Consider the following 18,530-nt stretch of genomic DNA (forward strand, 5'->3'; position numbering starts at 1 on the left):
CACCCATGACGACCTTCGGCAGTTCACTCAAGGCGGCGCTGCGTTCCCCCCTGCTGCCGTTCTGGCTGGTAATTGCGCTGCTGCCGTTCGGTCGCAGTTCGGAGCTGGGCACGCTGCTGTGCCTGCTCGGCGCGATCATGCTGTTTGCACGCGACCCGGCCGCACTGCGCCAGCACCCCGGCGCGCAGCTGCTGCTGTGGCTGCTGGGAGCGTATGTGGCGGCGGCGTTGTTTTCCGCGCTGGACGCGATTCGTCCCGGCAAGAGCTGGAGCACGGTGGCCGCCACGCTGCGTTACGTTCCGCTGGGCCTGTACGCGTGCTTCGCGATCCGTCGCGAGGCCAAACTGCACGCTTTGTACACGGCGGTCGCCGCGGTGCTGGCGCTGTGGTGTGCGGATGCGTGGGTGCAGGCGTTCACCGGCTGGAGTCTGGGCGGCCATCCCGAAGCTTTTCGGGTCTCGGGCATTTTCGGCGCCGACAACCTGAAACTGGGCCCGAGCCTGGCGGTGCTCTCGCCGTTCGCATTGTGGGCGGCGCGGCAGCGCTGGGGGCGGCCGGGGTTGGTGCTGGCCGCGGTGCTGGTGCTCGGCCCGGTGCTGCTGGCCGGCTCGCGCTCGGCGTGGCTGTGCTACGTGCTGGTGCTGGCGGGTTTCGCCTGGCAGGAGGCGCGCACGCTGTGGCGCTTCTCGTTGTGGTGCGGGGCGGCGGCGCTGCTGCTGGCACTGGCTGGCGTGGTGGCATGGAATACCTCGGCGCGCTTCCATGACCGGATGGCGCGCAGCCTGCTGGTGTTGCAGGGTACCGATCAGTCGGTGGACACCGCGCTCAGCGGCCGGCTCGATATCTGGCAGGTCGGCGTGGCGATGACCGCGGCGCATCCGGTCAACGGCGTGGGCGTGCGCGGATTCCGCTACGCCTATCCGCAGTTCGCGCCGGCCGACGACCACTTCGTGGTGTCGGCCGAAGCGTGCGGCGTCGGCGAAGGCGCCTGCCATCCGCACCAGCTGCTGCTGGAGATCCTCACCAATACCGGCCTGCTCGGGCTGGCGCTGTGGTTGGCCGCGGCGGGTCTGGCGTGGCGGGCATGGCGGCGGGTGGGCGCGGCGGCGCGCGCACGCGCGTTCCCCGCCAGCCTGGCGCTGGGCGTGATGCTGTTTCCGCTGAACTCGCACCTGGCGTTCTACTCGGCCTGGTGGGGGCTGCTGTTCGCCTGGCTGCTCGGGCTGTGGTGCGCCAGTTTGTTCGTTGCCGGCATCCCTGCCGGCAACGAAGAGCCCGGCATCCGTGCGGGACTCCTCAACGCAGAACCCCCTCAGGGGACGCCCGATGGGGCGTGAGCCGCTGTCGGTGGTGGTGACCACGTTCAACAGCGCCGGCACGCTCGACGCCTGCCTGCGCGGGGTGAGCTGGGCCGACGAGATCGTGGTGCTGGACTCGGGCTCGAGCGATGCCACCACGGCGATCGCCGCGCACTACGGTGCGCGCATCCACGCGCAGCCGTTCGCCGGCTACAGCGCCCAGAAGCAGGCGGCGATCGACCTGGCCAGCCATCGCTGGGTGCTCCTGCTGGACTCGGATGAATCGCTGGATGCGGATGCCGCCGCATGCCTGCAGCAGGCGCTGTGCGAGCCGGCCCATGCGGGTTACCAGTTGTGGCGGCGCGAGTGGCAGTTCTGGCGCTGGCAGTCGCGGCGCGGCCGGCTCAACCACTACGTGCGCCTGTTCGACCGGCAACGTGCGCGCATGAGCGGCCACGAGGTGCACGAGGAAGTGCAGGTGGACGGCCCGGTGGGCGTGCTCGACGCGGTCATCGATCACCATGGCGAGCCCGACATCGCCGGCCGCGTGGCCAAGGCGAACCGCTACTCCAGCCTGCAACAGGCCGATCTGGCCGGGCGACGGGTGAGCTGGCTGCGCTTGCGCATGGTGGCGTATCCGACGGTGGCGTTTCTTCGTTATTACGTGCTGCGTGGACACTGGCGCTCCGGCTGGGCCGGCTTCATCGCCGCGCGCATCCACGCGTTCTACGCGTTTCTGAAGTACGCCAAGCTGTACGAGCAGCGGCGGCCGCGGGGCTGATCCGGCCAGCTCGATCGCCGCTCGGGACGCAGGCATGCGGCTGTACCTGGTCGAGCGCCGCCGGGCATCCGGCTGCCGAACGGATCAGTAGATGGCGGCGGCGCCCGGCGGGCGGGTCTTGAAGCGCTTGTGCACCCACAGGTACTGCTCCGGCGCCTCGCGCACCATCTGCTCGATGCAGGCGTTGACGCGGGCGGTGTCCTCGAGCACGTCCGCGCCGGGGAAATCCTCCAGCGGCGCACCCAGGCGCAGGACGTAACCCGACCCGTCGGGCAGGCGGCGGTGGAAGAACGGGATGACCACCGCGCCGGACAGCCGCGCCAGGTGGTGGGTGGCGGTGATGGTCGCCGCCGGCACGCCGAAGAACGGCACGAACACGGTGTCCTTGCTGCGCATGTCCTGGTCCGGCGCGTACCACAGCGTGCCGCCGGCGCGCAGGTACTTCACCGTACCGCGGATGTCGTCCTTGTCGAACATCGCCGCGGCGTAGCGCAGCCGCGCGCGCAGCACCACCCATTCGAACACGGTCGAATCCATGCGCCGGTACATGCCGGCAATGCGGATGCGCTGCGACACCAGCCGCGCGCACAGCTCCAGGTGCGAGAAGTGGCCGCCGACCAGCAGCACGCCCTTGCCGCGCGCGCGCGCCGCCTCCAGGTGTTCCAGCCCCTCGATGGCGGTCGGCAGCGCGGCCATGCGCCGGTCGCTGCCCAGCCAGCCGAGCGCGAACTCCACCAGCATCATGCCGATGTCGCGCAGGTTGGCGTCGACCAGTGTCGCGCGCTGCGCGGGATCGAGCGCGGGGAAACACAGCGCGATGTTGGCGGCCGCGATGCGCCGTCGCGCCGACGGAATGCGCGCCACCAGCGCGCCGAGTCGGCGCCCCAGCCACGGCAGTGTCGCCTGTGGCAGATGCGCGATCAGCCACACCGCCGCCACCCCCAGCCATGCCGGCCAGTGGCGGGGAGAGAGCAGCGATCGGGTGAATTCGGGGCGGGGCATGCCGGGCATCGTCGGCATTGTACCGGGCCATCCGCGCGCGAACCTGCTTCAGGCGCTGTCGCTATACTCGCGCGTTGATTGCAAGGATCGGCCGTTGCGCTTCCTGTACACCCTCGCGATGTTCCTGGTCACGCCGGTGCTGGTGCTGCGCCTGCTGGTGCGGGGCTTGCGCTCGCCGCCGCACCACCACCGGCGCTGGCTGGAGCGCTTCGGCTCGTTCGACGCGCCCGGCTTCAGCGGCAGCCTGTGGATTCACGCGGTATCGGTGGGCGAGGTCAACGCCGCCGAGCCGCTGGTCAAGGCACTGCAGCGCAGCTACGCCCACGCGCCGCTGGTGGTCAGCACGGTCACCCCCACCGGCGCCGCGCGCGTGCAGCAGCTGTTCGGCGACAGCGTGTTCCACGTGTACCTGCCCTACGACCTGCCGTTCGCGGTGCGCCGCTTCATGAAGCGCGTGCGGCCGCGTCTGGCGGTGATCGTGGAAACCGAGATCTGGCCCAACCTCTACTTCGCCTGCCGCCGCCGCGGCATCCCGCTGATGATCGTCAATGCACGATTGTCCGAGCGCTCGATGCGCGGCTACAAGCCGCTGCGTCCGCTGATAGCCTCGGCGCTGCGCTGCGTGAGCGTGATCGCCGCACAGTCGCGCACCGATGCCGCGCGCTATCGCCTCCTGGGCGCCGATTCGCAGTCGGTGCTGGTCAGCGGCAACATGAAGTTCGACGTGCCGATCCCGGACGGCGCGGTGGCGGCCGGCGCCGCGATGCGCGCGCACTGGGGGCCCCGGCGGCCGGTGTGGATGGCGGCCAGCACGCACGACGGCGAGGAACTGGCGGTGCTGGAGGCGCATCTGAAAGTGCTGCAGCGCCTGCCCGATGCGCTGCTGCTGCTGGCGCCGCGCCACCCCGAGCGTTTCCGGCTGGTGGAGCACACCGTGCGCAGCCTCGGTTTCACGGTCGCCACGCGCAGCCTGGAAGGCGTGCCGGCGACCGCGCATCAGGTCTTCGTGATCGACGCCATGGGGCAATTGATCCCGTTCTTCGCGGCTTCGGACCTGGCCTTCATCGGCGGCAGCCTGGTGCCGGTCGGCGGCCACAACGTGCTGGAGCCGGCGGCGCTCTCGGTGCCGGTGCTGGTGGGGCCGCACACCTTCAATTCGGAAGAGATCATCCGCAGCCTGATCGAGGACGGCGGCGCCGAGCGCGTGGCTGCCGCCGAGCAACTCGGCCCGCACGTGCTGCGGCTGCTGCTCGACGCGCCGCGCCGCGGGCAGATGGGCGAGGCGGCGCGACAGGTATTCGAGCGCGAGCGCGGGGCAGTGCAGCGCGTCATGCAGCTGGTCGACGCGCTGCTGCAGGAGTAGGCGGTCAGCGCCTCACTGCAGCAGAGCGTTGATGCCCTGGATGTCCTTGAAGTCGGCCGTGCCGGCGGCCTGCTGCAACAGCAGCTTGTTCAGGATGAACTGGTGGCGCGCCTGCGAATAGGCGCTTTCGGACTGGGTCAGGGTCTGGATCGCCAGCAGCACGTCGGTGAAGGTCTGCGTGCCGACCTCGAAGCCCGCACGGGTGGCTTCCAGCGCCTTCTGGCCGGACTCCACCGAGGCCTTGCCCGACTCCACCTGCGAAATGCCGGCGAGCACCGAGCGGTAGTAGTTGAGCGTGTTCTGGATCACCTGGCGGCGCTGCAGTTCCAGTGCGTCGTTGGCGGCATCGCGCTGGTAGATCGACTGGCGCACGCGCGACTGGGTGTAACCGCCGGAAAAGATCGGCACGTTCAGGGTCAGCCCGATGGTGGTCGAGGCCGGCCGCTCCGAACCGATGCGGGCGGGGTCCTGGTACCAGCTGCTGCTCTTGCCGTAGTTCACGCTGGCGCTGATCGTGGGCAGGTGGCCCGAGCGTGCCGCGGTGATGTTGTGCTCGGCGGTCCGCACGTTGTCCTGCTGCGCCTGCAAGGTCGGGTTGTTCTCCAGCGCCTGCTTCACCCAGGCCTGCGGATCGCTCGGCGCGGGCGCGTCCATCGGCAGGTCGTCGCGCAGCTTCTTGAGTTCGCCCACCGGCTTGCCGGTGATGACGCGCAAGGCTTCGCGGTCGTTGTCGAGCGTGTTCTGCGCCGCGATGGTCTGGGTCTTGGCGTTCTCGTAATAGGCCTTGGCCTGGTACACGTTGGTGATCGCCGACAGACCCACCTTGTACTGCTGGTCGGCCTGGTCGTACTGGCGCTTGAACGCGTCCTCGTTGGCCTTGGCGAAGGTCAGCTGATCCTCGTCGTTGAGCACGGTGAAGTACGCCGCGGTGACGCGCACCAGCAGGTCCTGCGCTGCGGCCTGGTAGGTCGCGTCCTGCGCATCCTTGGCGGAGTGCGCGGCCTTGAGGTTGGCGTACTTGCTGAAGTCGAAAACGGTCTGGGTCAGCGTGGCATTGAGGCTGCGCGTGCGCAGGTGGCCGCCGTCGGAGGCGGTGCCGTTGGACGCCAGCGGGCCGGTACAGGTGTAGTTGCCGCTGCCGGCGGCGATGCCGCTGCACAGGAAGCTGTTGGCGCCGGTACCGAAGTCCAGGCTGTTGCTGCCCTGGCCGCCGTTGGCCTGTTGCAGGGTGAGCGAACCGTCGATCTGCGGCAGCAGCCCGGCACGCGCCTGCGGCACGCCTTCGCCGGTGGCCAGCCGCGTCGCGTCGGCCTGGGCCAGTACCGGGTCATTGGCGCGCGCGTCGCGATAGGCATCGAGCAGATCCTCGCCATGGCTGGGCAGCGAGACGGCGGCCAGCGCCAGGGCCAGGGTGAGCAGCTTCAATTGCATGGAATGCCTCGTGTCGATCGGGGACGTCGGGGAGGGGGTCTACAGAACGAATCGCGGCGCCGGCTCGGCATGCACCAGATATGGCAGGTCGGTCTCGAACAGGCCTTGCGCGCGCAGTTCGCCGGTCGCTTCGAGAACCAGCAGGTTGGCGCGCTGCACCGGCGACTGTCCGCTCACCACGAACGCGCGGCCACCGGGCTTGAGCCACGCGCGCCAGCGCGACGGAACTTCCGCCACGGCGCCGGTGACCACCAGCACGTCGAACAAGCCATCCGGCTGCCACGCGCGCACCGCCTCGCCGGTGACCAGGCTGGCATTGCCGATGCCGGCGTGACGCAGCCGCTCGCTCGCGGCGGCGGTGAAATCGGCATGGATGTCCACGCTGACCAGTTGTGCCGACAGGGTGGCGAGGCACGCGCTGAGATAGCCCGAGCCGGTGCCGATTTCCAGCACGCGGTCGGTGGCCTGCACGTCCAGCGCCTGCAACACGCGGCCCTCGACCACCGGCTTCATCATCACCTCGCCATGGCCCAGCGGCAGGCACAGATCGGCGAAGGCCAACTGCCGGTGTTCGGCGGCGACGAAATCCTCGCGGCGCACGCGGCTGATGACGTCGAGCACGCGGCCGTCGAGTACCTCCCACGGACGCACCTGGTTCTCCACCATGTTCGTGCGTGCCTGTTCGAAATTCATCGCCATCTGTGCATGCCTGCGCTGTCCCGGAAGAACCCGGAAGGATAAGCTCTGCCACCTGCCGCGACAATGGCGGCGCCGCTTGACACCTAGCCTGACGGCTGCGCCACGGTGCACGAAGTGCCGGAAGTCATCGGCGCTGCGTGACGTCCGTCACCCCGCCGTGCGCATCGGATCGACCGCCGCCCATGGCCGGATTGCCGCCGCGTGGCAAATAAATAAACCGAAGCGTATACTAAAGGCCGATCATTTGTATTTGAAGGTGGAGGACATGAGTACCAGCGCGCCCATCAGAGCCCAGGGACCCGGTCGCCCGAAGGACATGGAGAAGCGTGCGGCCATCCTGGCAGCGGCCAAGGCGTTGTTCATCAGCAACGCTTTCAGTGGCACCAGCATGGATGCCATCGCCGCCGACGCCGGCGTGTCCAAACTCACCGTCTACAGCCATTTCGGCGACAAGGACAACCTGTTCCGCGAAGTCATCCGCTCGCGCATCCAGGACCTGCTGCCGGAGGAAACCTACCGCTTCGACCCGCAGGCGGACATCCGCGAGACCCTGCTGCGGGTGGCGCTGACCCATGCCCACCTGGACTGCAACGCCGAAACCGTGGGCACCTTCCGCGCCATCCTCAGCGACTGCCGCCAGGGCAACCCGCGCTACGGCAAGCTGATCTGGGAGGAAGGCGCCACGCGCACCCATGGCCTGATGGAACGCCTGCTGCAGCAGGCGGTTGACGCCGGCAAGCTCGACATCGACGACGTGCGCCGGGCCAGCATGCAGTTCCTCACCCTGATCAAGGGCAACCTGATGATGCGGCAGATGTTCGGCTGCACGAATTGCCCGGAAAGCTACCTGCAGGAAATCGAGACGACCGCGCGCGCGGGCGTGGACACCTTCCTGCGCGCCTTCCTGCCGCGCTGACCACGCCAAGTTCTTCACCCGGCTTTCTCGGGCCGGTGCCCATGCTCTGCCGATATCCGTGCGCCGGAAAGCTCATCGCAGCCGGCGCCACCCGTCCGCAGGAGCAAGCCATGGCCAAGACCAAGCCGTTCGTCAGCGACATCGAGAACATCCGCAAACGCGCCCGCCAGGACATCGACAAGGGCGCGATGACCGCCGGCTACAAGGCCGACCGCGCCACCGTGGTGACCCTGCTCAATCACGCCCTGGCCACCGAGATCGTCTGCGTGCTGCGCTACAAGTACCACTACTACATGGCCTCGGGCATCCACTCGCAGGCGATCAAGGAAGAGTTCCTGCAGCACGCCAACGAGGAACAGGGACACGCCGACCTGCTCGCCGAGCGCATCACCCAGCTCGACGGCAAACCGAACCTGTCGCCCGAGGGCCTGCTCACGCGCAGCCACTCCGACTACGTCGAAGGCGAGGACATCGTCGACATGATCAAGGAGGACCTGGTCGCCGAGCGCATCGCCATCGACAGCTACCGCGAGATGATCGACTACGTGGGCACCGCCGACCCCACCACCCGCCGTGTGCTGGAAAGCATCCTGGCGATGGAGGAAGAGCACGCCGAGGACATGAACACCTTGCTGGAGCAGCTCGGCAAGAAGGGCGAGCCTGCCAAGCCGGCACCCTCGACCAGGGCCAGCGGCGGGAAAGCGGTGGTCCGCAAGCGCCGCTGATGGCACCGTCGATCGGGCGGCCTACCAGCCGGCCAGCACCAGCTTGCCGATGCTGCTGCCCGATTCCAGCCGGCGATGTGCCTCGCGCAGATTCGCCGCGTTGATCGGGTTCAGCGTCTCGCGCCGGATGCCCCTCAACTCGCCGGCATCCACCCGCTCTGCCACGCGGGCGAGAATGCGCCCCTGCTCGGCCATGTCCGCCGTGTGGAAGCGCGCGCGGGCGAACATGAACTCCCAGTGGATGCCGATGCATTTGGCCTTGTACGGATCGCCGATGCGCAGCGCGCCATGCGGTTCCACGATCAGGCCGACGTGGCCTTGCGGCGCCAGCAGCGCGCCGAGTTCGTCCCAGTAGGCATCCGTGTCGGCGAGATTGAGTGCGGCGTCGACGGTCGCGAAACCCAGCGCGGCGAGTTGTGGCGCCAGCGGCTGTCGATGGTTCACCACGTGCTGCGCGCCCATCGCGCGGCACCAGTCGGTACTGTCGGCACGCGAGGCGGTGGCGATCACGGTGAACCCCGCGCGCCGCGCCAGCTGGATCGCGATCGAGCCGACGCCGCCGGCGCCGCCAATGACCAGCAACGACTGGCCCTCGCCGCCGTGCTCGCTGTCGAACGGCATGCGCTGGAACAGCAACTCCCACGCGGTGATCGCCACCAGCGGCAGCGCCGCGGCGTCGGCGAAATCCAGGCTGTGCGGCATCGCCGCGGCCAACTGCGCGTCCACCAACTGGAACTGCGCATTGCTGCCCGGCCGGGTGACGTCGCCCGCGTAATACACGCGATCGCCCGGCTTGAAACCTGCCACCGCGCTGCCAACGGCTTCCACCGTGCCGGCGGCGTCGTAGCCCAGCACTTTCGGTTGTGCTTCCACGTGTGGCTTCGGTGCGCGCAGCTTGGTATCGACCGGATTCACCGACACGGCCTCGACGCGCATCAGCAGGTCGCGCCCGCCCGGCGCGGGTGTGGGCAGTTCCACGTCGAACAGCGATTGCGGATCGTCGATCGGCAGGTAGCGGGTGAGGGCGACGGCTTTCATGTGGATGTCTCCGGGGCGGCGGGTAAACATCGGTGAGCGAACGCGCTGCGCGATGCGCCGTCGGGCGATGGCAAGCATACGGCGATGGCACGGCCTCGCGGCAAAGCCTGTGCGGCGGAACCTCGCCGCCGCGAGCGAGATGCGCCCGACAGCGCCGGGGTGGTCGCGTTGTAAGCTGCGGACTCCGCTCGCCACCTCCGCAGGAGCCGTCCGATGCTGACCCCTGACACTTCCCCCGCGCCGCGCCGCGGCCTGCGCCGGGCGATCCTGGCCGTGGTCGCCGTGCTGGTGCTGCTGATCGCGGCGTCGATGTGGTGGTGGGATACCGAGCCGGCGCTGTTCGATCCGGTGGCGGCCACCCAGGCCCGGATGCAGGAATTGAAGCGGCCGGTGAGTACCGGCGCCACCACCACGGTCACCCTGATCGCCTCGGTGCGCACCCTGCTCGACAAGCGCGGCGGCTACCTCAGCAACGACAAGCTGCCGCCGGGCGTACTGCTGGACAACATCCCCAACTGGGAATTCGGCTCGCTGACCGCCTCGCGCGACCTGGTGCGCGCGCTGCGCAACGACTTCAGCCGCTCGCAGACGCAGTCGACCGAGGACAAGGACCTGGCCGAGGCCGACCCGCTGCTCAACAGCCCGAACGACCGCTGGCTGCTGCCCAGCTCGGAAAGCCAGTACCGCAAGGCGATCAAGCATCTGGACGGCTATCTGGCGCGGCTCGGCGATGCCGACGACAGCAATGCGCACTTCTACGCGCGCGCCGACAACCTGGCCGATTACCTGCAGCTGGCTTCGTCGCGGCTGGGCTCGTTGTCGCAGCGGCTGTCGGCCAGCGTGGGCCAGATCCGCATCGGCGACGTGGACGCCTCCGATCCGGCCAGCGCGTCCACCGCGGCCGCACCCGGCGGCGGCCGGCTGGTCAAGACCCCGTGGACGCAGATCGACGACAACTTCTACGAAGCACGCGGCTACACCTGGACGCTGCTGGAACAGCTCAAGGCGATCCAGCGCGATTTCGGCCCGATCCTGCGCTCCAAGCACGCCGACGTGAGCCTGGAACAGGTGATCCGCGAGCTGGAGGAGGCGCAGCGCCCGCTGCACAGTCCGATGGTGCTGAACGGTTCGCCGTTCGGTTTCTTCGCCAACCATTCGCTGGTGATGGCGAACTACGTGTCGCGCGCCAATGCGGCGCTGATCGACCTGCGCGAGTTGCTCAAGCGCGGCTGATGCGGCCCCAACGCAAGAGCCCCGCACGGGCGGGGCTCTTGCATTGCATCGCCTTCGGGCTCAGGCCTTGGAGCCGTGCTCGGCCTTGTAGCGGGCGATGCCGGCCAGGATTTCGGCCTTGGCCTCTTCGGCGCCGACCCAGCCCTCGACCTTGACCCACTTGCCCTGCTCCAGATCCTTGTAATGTTCGAAGAAGTGGCCGATGCGCTGCAGCCAGTGCGGCGAGACGCCCTTCATGTCGTTGATGTGGGCGTAGCCCGGGAACACCTTGGGCGAGGGAATCACCACCAGCTTCTCGTCGGCGCCGGCCTCGTCGGTCATCTGCAGCATGCCGACCGGGTGGCAGCGGATCACCGAGCCCACGGCCAGTGACAACGGCAGGATCACCACCGCGTCCAGCGGGTCGCCGTCGCCGCCCAGGGTGCCCGGCACGTAGCCGTAGTTGCACGGGTAGCGCATCGGCGTGGACAGGATGCGGTCGACGAAGATCGCGCCCGATTCCTTGTCCACCTCGTACTTGACCGGCTCGGCATCCTTGGGGATCTCGATGATGACGTTGATTTCGTTTGGCACGTCGCGACCGGCGGGGACAAGATGCAGACCCATGGGAATCCTCAAGCGGGGGAAAAACAGTCCGCTAGGATACGCCAAACGCTGCTGCATCGCAGCACCGCTTGTCAGCCGCGACCGCCCTGGCGGTAGGGCCGCTCGCGCAGCCACTTGGTGGCGATCCATTTTTCACCGCAGATCACCGGCAGGCCGGCGTGCAGCGAGCGGGGGTCGCCGCCTTCGTAGGCGAAATAGACGGCCGAACCGCGGCGCGCGGTGACGGTCAGGCCCAGCTCGGGGAAGGCGGTGCCGCCGCCCAGTTCGGGCGTGTTGAGGTACATCACCACGCTGGCGATGCGCTGGCCACCGGAACGGGTGATGGCGTCGTAGCCGGGCAAGGCAGGGTCGAACCAGTCGAAATGCGGCTCGTACTCCTGGCCCGGGCGGTAATGCAGGATCTGCAGCCCTTCGCCGTGGTTGACCGGCAGGCCGAGCAGGCCGGCCAGGCGCTGCTCGATGCGCGCGATCAGCGGCCGTTCGCCGATGGAAAAGAACATGCCTTCGCTGGTGCGGCGCTGGTCCACCTGCTGTTTGCCGTCGTCGTCGACGGTCAGCGCGCGCGCCAGCCGCGGCCGCGCCAGCTCGATCAGTTCGGCGCATTCGGCGTCGTCCAGGATGTTTTCCAGCACGCGCAGCGGCGGTTCGTCGACGCTCAGCGACACGCCGATGGCGTGGCCGTCGACGCAGACCGCCGGCGCCTCCGGGTGTCTGGTGCGCAGGCCGCGCGGTGCGGGCGAAGTGGTACCGGCGTTGAGCGCGGCCAGCGGCAGCTTCAGCACTTCGGCGACGATGCTGCGGCTCTGGCGCGGGTCGTAGCCGTTGTCCTTCATCAGCTTGAGCACGTCCGGCACGCCGTGGCCGGCCCGTGTGGTGGCGAGGATCCACTCGCGCAATTCATGGCTGATGGCGGTGCGTGACGGCATGGGGGAAAGGCTTGCGATCGGCGTGTCAGCATACTTCAGCGACCACTTTCGCCGCACGCCCGCGCGAGCGTGCGGCGGTCACCGCTACTTCAGCTGATCCCACAGGAAGTCGTAGGCCATCGCGTGCATGTGGGCGGACTGCTGGTTGTCCGCGCCGGCGCCGTGGCCGCCTTCGAGGTTCTCGTAGAACCACACGTCGGGGTGGCCTTGCGCCTGCATCTTCGCGGCCATCTTGCGCGCCTGCACCGGACCCACGCGGTCGTCGCTGGTGGCGGTGTAGAACAGCACCGGCGGATAGTGGCCGTCTTTTTTCACGTTCTGGTACGGCGAGAAGGTCTTGATGAAGTTCCAGTCGGCGGTGTCCGGGTTGCCGTATTCGGCCATCCACGACGCGCCGGCGGAGAGGTGCGAATAGCGCTTCATGTCCAGCAGCGGCACTTCGCAGGCGATCGCGCCGAACAACTGCGGATACATGGTGAGCATGTTGCCCATCAGCAGGCCACCGTTGCTGCCGCCTTCGGCGCCCAGGTGCCCGGGCGAGGTGACGCCGCGCTTGATCAGGTCCTGCGCGACGGCGGCGAAATCCTCGTACGCGCGCGGGCGGTTCGCCTTCAGCGCCGCCTTGTGCCAGCGCGGGCCGTACTCGCCGCCGCCGCGGATGTTGGCTACCACGTAGACGCCGCCGCGATCGAGCCAGGCGCGGCCGATGCTGCCGCTGTAGTGCGGCAGCAGCGACACTTCGAAGCCGCCGTAGCCGTACAGCAGGGTGCGGTTGGCGCCATCCAGCTTGATGCCCTTGGGCGCGATCTCGAAATACGGTACGCGGGTGCCGTCCTTCGAGGTCACGAAGTGCTGGCTGACGGTGAACTTCGACGCGTCGAAGAACGCCGGCTCCTGCTTGATCGTCTCCGCCGGCGTGCTGCCCAGCACGCCGCGTTCGAGCGATGCGGGGGTGAGGAAGCCGGCCACGTCGAGCCAGTACTCGTCGCTGTGGTCGGGGTCGGTGTCGACCACGCTGACCGTGCTGAGCGCCGGTGCACCCGGCAGCACCTCGGGATGCCAGCCGTCGTCGGCGCCCGCCATCCGCGGCGGAGTGAGCACTTCCAGCCGACTCTTGACGTCATCCAGCACGTCGAGGATCAGGTGGTTGCGGGTCCAGGCGTAGCTGGACAGCGCGGTGTGCTCGTCGGGCTTGAACAGCACGGTGAACTCGCGCTTGCCGGCGATGAAGTCGTCGAAGCGGATGGCCAGCAGCGCTCCTGAGGGATAGGTGGCGCCGCCGACTGTCCATGGTGAGCGCGTCTGCACCAGCAGCCATTCGCGGTGGGCGTTGGCATCGGCGTCGGTGGGCACGTCGAGGCGTGTCAGTTTGCCGCCGTGGCGCAGGAACAGCTCGCTGTGGAAGAAATCCTTGGCCACCGACACGAAGTCGCGCTCGTAACCCGGCGTGCGGTCGTGGAACGCACTGACCGCGAGGTCGTCGTGCTTGCCCTCGTGCACGGTCGCGGCGGCCGACAGCGGCGTGCCGCGCTTCCACTCCTTGACGATGCGCGGATAGCTGGAGGCGGTCATCGAACCGGGGCCGAAGTCGGTGCCCACGTAAATGGTGTCCTCGTCGATCCAGCCGACATCGCTCTTGGCCACCGGCAGCTCGAAGCCGCCCTTCACGAAGGCCTTCTTCGGGATGCTGAACTCGCGCACCGCCACTGCGTCGCCGCCGTCGGGCGACAGCGACACCAGGCAGCGCTCGAACGCCGGCTTGAGGCATTGCACGCCCTTGAACACCCAGCGCTTGCCCTCGGCCTTGTTCAGCGCGTCGATGTCCAGCAACACCTCCCATTTCGGCTCGGCCTTGCGGTATTCGGCCAGGGTGGTGCGGCGCCAGACGCCGCGCGGGTGGGTCTTGTCGCGCCAGAAGTTGTACAGCTCGCCGCCCATGCGGTTGACGTAGGGAATGCGTGCGTCCGAGTCGAGTACCTGCAGGATCGCGTCGCGTGTCTTGTCGAAGCTGGCGTCGCTGGCGAAGCGCGCCTGCGTGCGTGCGTTCTCCTGTTTCACCCATTCCATCGAGCGGGTGCCGTGGATGTCTTCGAGCCACAGCCAGGGATCGTTGGTGGCGGCCTGGTCGGCAGGGGTTTTCGCGGGTGGGGTATCGCTGGCGTCGGCAGGATTCATGCCCGCCAGTGTGACGCCGAGTGCCAGGGTGAGCCAGACCAGTCGCATGAGGTTTCTCCTTTGGGGGCGAGCGCGGAATTGCCGGCGATCGAGCGGATCCCATGCGGCCGCTGGCCGCAGGGCGCCGCTGGCGGCGAACGAAAATCCCGCCGCAGCGGGATTTTCGTCGAGCCGGATGGGATGGCTTCGGTTACAGCAGCGGGATCATCAGCAGCGCCACGATGTTGATGATCTTGATCAGCGGGTTCACCGCCGGGCCGGCGGTGTCCTTGTAAGGGTCGCCCACGGTGTCGCCGGTGACCGCGGCCTTGTGCGCCTCGGAGCCCTTGCCGCCGTGGTGGCCGTCCTCGATGTACTTCTTGGCGTTGTCCCAGGCGCCGCCGCCGGTGGTCATCGAGATCGCCACGAACAGGCCGGTGACGATGGTGCCGATCAGCACGCCGCCCAGCGCCTTCGGGCCCAGCAGCAGGCCGACCACGATCGGCACGGCGACCGGCAGCAGCGACGGCACGATCATCTCGCGGATCGCCGACTTGGTCAGCATGTCCACCGCGCGCGAGTATTCCGGCTTGCCGGTGCCCTGCATGATGCCGGGGATGTCGCGGAACTGGCGGCGCACTTCCTCCACCACGGCGCCGGCGGCGCGGCCGACCGCCTCCATCGCCATCGCGCCGAACAGGTACGGGATCAGGCCGCCGATCAGCAGGCCGATGATCACCATGTGGTCGGACAGGTCGAAGGTCAGCGGGGAATACGCCGTGCCCGCGGCCAATGCCTTGGCCTGGGCGGCGACGTCGAGGTTGTGCGTGTAGTCGGCGAACAGCACCAACGCGGCCAGCGCGGCCGAGCCGATCGCATAGCCCTTGGTCACCGCCTTGGTGGTGTTGCCCACCGCGTCCAGCGGGTCGGTGACGCCGCGCACTTCCGGCGGCAGGTCGGCCATCTCGGCGATGCCGCCGGCGTTGTCGGTGATCGGGCCGTAGGCGTCCAGCGCCACGATCATGCCGGCCATCGACAGCATGGCGGTGGCGGCGATCGCGATGCCGTACAGGCCGCCCTGGCTGTAGGCACCCCAGATCGCCGCGCAGATCACGATCACCGGCATCGCGGTCGCTTTCATCGACACGCCGAGGCCGGCGATGATGTTGGTGCCGTGGCCGGTGGTCGAGGCCGCCGCGATGTGTTGCACCGGCTTGTACTGCGTGCCGGTGTAGTACTCGGTGATCCACACGATCAGGCCGGTCAGCACCAGCCCGATCAGCGCGCAGTGGAACAACGCGTGGCTGGAAATGACGCTGCCGTCGCCGGCGGCCAGGCCCTGCGGCAGCAGGCTGCCGGTGACGAACCAGAACGCGACCGCCGAGAGCACCGCCGACACGATCACGCCCTTGTACAGCGCGCCCATGATCGAGCCACCGGCCTTCACCCGGACGAAGAAGGTGGCGATGATCGAGGCGATGATCGACACGCCGCCGAGCAGCAGCGGGTACAGCACGGCAGCGAGGTTGTCGGCGAAGGTGAGACCGGCCAGCAGCATGGTGGCGATCACCGTCACCGCGTAGGTCTCGAACAGGTCGGCCGCCATGCCGGCGCAGTCGCCCACGTTGTCGCCCACGTTGTCGGCGATCACCGCCGGGTTGCGCGGGTCGTCCTCGGGGATGCCGGCCTCCACCTTGCCGACCAGGTCGGCGCCGACGTCCGCGCCCTTGGTGAAGATGCCGCCACCCAGGCGCGCGAAGATCGAGATCAGCGAGCTGCCGAAGGCCAGTCCGACCAGCGCGTGCAGCGCGGTCTCGCCGGTGACGCCGAAGTGGCCGAGCACCAGCCAGTAGCCGGCCACGCCGAGCAGGGCCAGGCCAACCACCAGCATGCCGGTGATCGCGCCGCCGCGGAACGCCACGTCCATCGCGGCGCCGAGTCCGCTGCGCGCCGCCTCGGCGGTGCGCACGTTGGCGCGCACCGAGACGTTCATGCCGATGTAGCCGGCCGCCCCGGACAGGATCGCGCCGAGCAGGAAGCCGATCGCGGTCGGCCAGTTGAGGAAGAAACCGATCAGCAGCAGCAACACCACGCCGACCAGGCCGATGGTGGTGTACTGGCGGTTGAGGTAGGCGCGTGCGCCTTCCTGGATGGCCGCGGCGATCTCCTGCATCCGTTCGTTGCCCGGCGATTTCGCCAGGATCCAGCGCGCGGACAGCGCGCCATACAGAACCGCCACCACCGCACACGCAACGACGATCCACCAGCCATACTGCTGCAGCATCGGAGCCTCCCCATGGGTTGTAAGTGGCCGTCCGGAACGGGCGGTCCCGGGGAGTATAGGCAGAGGCGACGGCGCAGGCCGTTGTGCGGCGCAGCGCCGTCCATCAACGAAAAGGGCCGTGCACGGATGCACGGCCCCCGGATCGGTCAGCCTGGTGCGGACTCAGCGCAGGGCGTAGTCCAGGATGATGCCGGTGGCGATCGCGACCAGCAGGTAGTCGTTGTCCGCGCGCACCCAGTGGTAGCCGCGCGGCGGCGGGCGCAGGCGGTAGTAGCGGTAATCGCGCACGACGTAGGTCGGACCGTAGTAGCGGTGGCCGCGTTCCCAGCGATGGTGGCGCACCGGGTAATAGCGCGGGCCGGCGTAGCGGTAATCGCGGTGTCCGTAGCCATAGCGGCGGTCATCATGCCGGCGCCAGTCGCCGTGGCGGCGGTCGTCGTGCCAGCGGCGGTCGTCATGGCGGCGGTCGTGGCCACGGTCGTGACCCCGGTCGTGGCCGTATCGGCCGTGGTCGCCCGGACCGGGGCCGGGAGCGGCCAGCGCGATGCTGCCGGTGCCGAGCAGGGCGAGGGCGATGAGCAGGCGGTGGATGAGTTTCATCTCAAGTCTCCTCCCGTGGAGGGTCGTGGCCGCAACGGCACGGCGATCGACCCGGGCAGGATGGAGCGTAAGAAGCTGCGGCTGAACGCAAGCCTATGCGGGCGCCCCGGTTTTCAGGTGGCGCTCAGCACGGTGGCGCCGGTCACGGAAGCCGTGGAGTTCAGCGCCCGAATGCCGCCAGCTTCTTCGTCACCGCGGTGTTCTTCAGCCGCACGTAGCGCGGCAGGCCATCCTTGCCGTAGGGCAACGGCGCCTCGCCGCGGATCAGCGGGGCGAGGTAGCGGCGGGCGGCGGCGGTGATGCCGAAGCCGTCGCGGCTGATGAAGTTCTTCGGCATCTTCTTCTCGCGGTTGGCGATCTTCGCCAGCGGCGCGGGCGCGATCTTCCAGCGGTACGGCGCGTCGGACGTGCGCACGATCACCGGCATCACCGCGTTCATCCCGGTCAGCGCGTAGTCGACCGCGGCCTTGCCCACGGCGTACGCCTGCTCGGCGTCGACCTGCGAGGCGGCATGCCGCGCCGAGCGCTGCAGGTAGTCGGGCAGCGCCCAGTGGTACTTGTAGCCGAGCTTTTCCTTCACCAGCGCGGCCAGCACCGGCGCCACGCCGCCGAGCTGGCTGTGGCCGAACGCGTCGCGCGTGCCGGCCTCGGCGAGGAACTGGCCGGCCGCGTTGCGCACGCCTTCGGAGGCGACCACGGTGCACCAGCCCACCCGTTCGACGGTGGCTTGCACCTTGGCCAGGAACGCCGCCTCGTCGAACGCGTTCTCGGGGAACAGGATGAGGTGAGGTGCCGCGTCCGCATCGTCGCCGGCGAGGCCCGCCGCCGCGGCGATCCAGCCGGCGTGGCGGCCCATCACTTCGAGGATGAACACCTTGGTCGAGGTCTCGGCCATCGAGGCCACGTCGAGGCTGGCTTCCAGCGTGGAGATCGCGGTGTACTTCGCCACCGAGCCGAAGCCCGGGCAGCAGTCGGTGACGGCGAGGTCGTTGTCCACCGTCTTCGGCACGCCGATGCAGCGGATGTCGTAGCCGAGCGTCTTGCCGATCTGCGAGAGTTTCAGCGCGGTGTCGGCCGAATCGTTGCCGCCGTTGTAGAGGAACCAGCGGATGTCGTGGGCGCGGAACACCTCGATCAGCCGCTCGTATTCGCCGCGGTTGTCCTCCAGCGATTTCAGCTTGTAGCGGCACGAACCGAACGCGCCGCCGGGGGTGTGGCGCAGCGCGGCGATCGCGGCGGCCGATTCCTTCGAGGTGTCGATCAGCTCCTCGCGCAGCGCGCCGAGGATGCCGTTGCGCGCGGCGTACACCTTCACGCCCTTGCCGCGGGCGGCCTCGATCACGCCGGCGGCGGTGGCGTTGATCACCGCGGTGACGCCGCCGGACTGGGCGTACAGCAGGTTGCCGGTGACGGCGGGGGAACGGCGGCTCGGGCTCATGGGATCCTCGATAGGGCAGTGGAAGCGTGGCAACGG

At 68.8% G+C, this 18,530-nt stretch carries 16 protein-coding genes; 6 read left to right on the forward strand and 10 right to left on the reverse strand.

Features of this window, described 5'->3' with window-relative positions; all coding sequences use genetic code 11:
* Positions 1 to 5 precede the first annotated feature (5 nt).
* Both ACVCMG_RS12895 and ACVCMG_RS12900 read left to right on the forward strand, forming a co-directional pair.
* Positions 6 to 1,337 carry an O-antigen ligase family protein gene (locus ACVCMG_RS12895; RefSeq protein ID WP_447114295.1) on the forward strand — a complete coding sequence of 444 codons (1,332 nt, stop codon included), beginning with the start codon at positions 6 to 8 and terminating at the stop codon, positions 1,335 to 1,337.
* Positions 1,327 to 2,079, forward strand: coding sequence for a glycosyltransferase family 2 protein (locus ACVCMG_RS12900; RefSeq protein ID WP_395120279.1), 753 nt, complete (start codon positions 1,327 to 1,329; stop codon positions 2,077 to 2,079). The genes ACVCMG_RS12895 and ACVCMG_RS12900 overlap by 11 nt, the downstream gene beginning before the upstream one ends.
* 84 nt (positions 2,080 to 2,163) lie before the next feature.
* Here the strand turns inward: ACVCMG_RS12900 and lpxL are convergent, their stop codons facing one another.
* On the reverse strand, positions 2,164 to 3,081 hold the full coding sequence (gene lpxL, locus ACVCMG_RS12905; protein ID WP_447114296.1) for an LpxL/LpxP family Kdo(2)-lipid IV(A) lauroyl/palmitoleoyl acyltransferase: 918 nt from the start codon (positions 3,079 to 3,081) through the stop codon (positions 2,164 to 2,166).
* A gap of 94 nt (positions 3,082 to 3,175) precedes the next feature.
* Here lpxL and waaA point away from each other — a divergent pair, with 94 nt between their 5' ends.
* A complete protein-coding gene (gene waaA / locus ACVCMG_RS12910; RefSeq protein ID WP_447114297.1) occupies positions 3,176 to 4,444 on the forward strand; it encodes a lipid IV(A) 3-deoxy-D-manno-octulosonic acid transferase in 1,269 nt (422 codons plus the stop codon).
* A 12-nt stretch (positions 4,445 to 4,456) separates the two neighbouring features.
* On the opposite strand, the gene ACVCMG_RS12915 is transcribed toward waaA, so the two are convergent.
* A complete protein-coding gene (locus ACVCMG_RS12915) occupies positions 4,457 to 5,875 on the reverse strand; it encodes a TolC family outer membrane protein (protein ID WP_395120276.1) in 1,419 nt (472 codons plus the stop codon).
* 39 nt (positions 5,876 to 5,914) lie between these two features.
* On the reverse strand, positions 5,915 to 6,574 hold the full coding sequence (locus tag ACVCMG_RS12920; protein ID WP_395120275.1) for a protein-L-isoaspartate O-methyltransferase family protein: 660 nt from the start codon (positions 6,572 to 6,574) through the stop codon (positions 5,915 to 5,917).
* Positions 6,575 to 6,890: 316 nt separating this feature from the next.
* Between ACVCMG_RS12920 and ACVCMG_RS12925 the strand changes: the two genes are divergently transcribed.
* A complete protein-coding gene (locus tag ACVCMG_RS12925) occupies positions 6,891 to 7,490 on the forward strand; it encodes a TetR/AcrR family transcriptional regulator (protein ID WP_395136006.1) in 600 nt (199 codons plus the stop codon).
* Between the two features lie 110 nt (positions 7,491 to 7,600).
* Complete coding sequence (locus ACVCMG_RS12930; RefSeq protein WP_395120273.1) at positions 7,601 to 8,215, forward strand: ferritin-like domain-containing protein; 615 nt, start codon at positions 7,601 to 7,603, stop codon at positions 8,213 to 8,215.
* Positions 8,216 to 8,236: 21 nt separating this feature from the next.
* Here the strand turns inward: ACVCMG_RS12930 and ACVCMG_RS12935 are convergent, their stop codons facing one another.
* Positions 8,237 to 9,253, reverse strand: a complete 1,017-nt coding sequence (locus ACVCMG_RS12935) for a zinc-binding alcohol dehydrogenase family protein (RefSeq protein WP_447114298.1) — start codon at positions 9,251 to 9,253, stop codon at positions 8,237 to 8,239.
* Positions 9,254 to 9,466: 213 nt separating this feature from the next.
* Between ACVCMG_RS12935 and ACVCMG_RS12940 the strand changes: the two genes are divergently transcribed.
* Positions 9,467 to 10,486 carry a DUF2333 family protein gene (locus ACVCMG_RS12940; protein WP_447114299.1) on the forward strand — a complete coding sequence of 340 codons (1,020 nt, stop codon included), beginning with the start codon at positions 9,467 to 9,469 and terminating at the stop codon, positions 10,484 to 10,486.
* Positions 10,487 to 10,546: 60 nt separating this feature from the next.
* Here ACVCMG_RS12940 and ppa read toward each other — a convergent pair whose 3' ends face one another.
* The 6 genes from ppa to ACVCMG_RS12970 all read right to left on the reverse strand — a co-directional run bounded on the left by ppa (position 10,547) and on the right by ACVCMG_RS12970 (position 18,494).
* On the reverse strand, positions 10,547 to 11,092 hold the full coding sequence (gene ppa, locus ACVCMG_RS12945; RefSeq protein ID WP_395120270.1) for an inorganic diphosphatase: 546 nt from the start codon (positions 11,090 to 11,092) through the stop codon (positions 10,547 to 10,549).
* Positions 11,093 to 11,163: 71 nt separating this feature from the next.
* The gene (locus tag ACVCMG_RS12950; protein ID WP_447098011.1) at positions 11,164 to 12,018 is read right to left on the reverse strand and encodes a 2OG-Fe(II) oxygenase; all 855 of its coding nucleotides are present in this window, start codon (positions 12,016 to 12,018) and stop codon (positions 11,164 to 11,166) included.
* Between the two features lie 84 nt (positions 12,019 to 12,102).
* Entirely contained in the window at positions 12,103 to 14,193 is a 2,091-nt protein-coding gene (locus ACVCMG_RS12955) for a prolyl oligopeptidase family serine peptidase (RefSeq protein ID WP_447115418.1), read from the reverse strand.
* Positions 14,194 to 14,383: 190 nt separating this feature from the next.
* Positions 14,384 to 16,456, reverse strand: coding sequence for a sodium-translocating pyrophosphatase (locus ACVCMG_RS12960; RefSeq protein WP_136257809.1), 2,073 nt, complete (start codon positions 16,454 to 16,456; stop codon positions 14,384 to 14,386).
* 162 nt (positions 16,457 to 16,618) lie between these two features.
* A complete protein-coding gene (locus ACVCMG_RS12965) occupies positions 16,619 to 17,056 on the reverse strand; it encodes an RcnB family protein (RefSeq protein WP_447114300.1) in 438 nt (145 codons plus the stop codon).
* Positions 17,057 to 17,216: 160 nt separating this feature from the next.
* Positions 17,217 to 18,494, reverse strand: a complete 1,278-nt coding sequence (locus ACVCMG_RS12970) for a 6-phosphofructokinase (RefSeq protein WP_447114301.1) — start codon at positions 18,492 to 18,494, stop codon at positions 17,217 to 17,219.
* Positions 18,495 to 18,530: the final 36 nt, after the last annotated feature.

The organism is Rhodanobacter sp. UC4451_H18 (assembly GCF_052978225.1).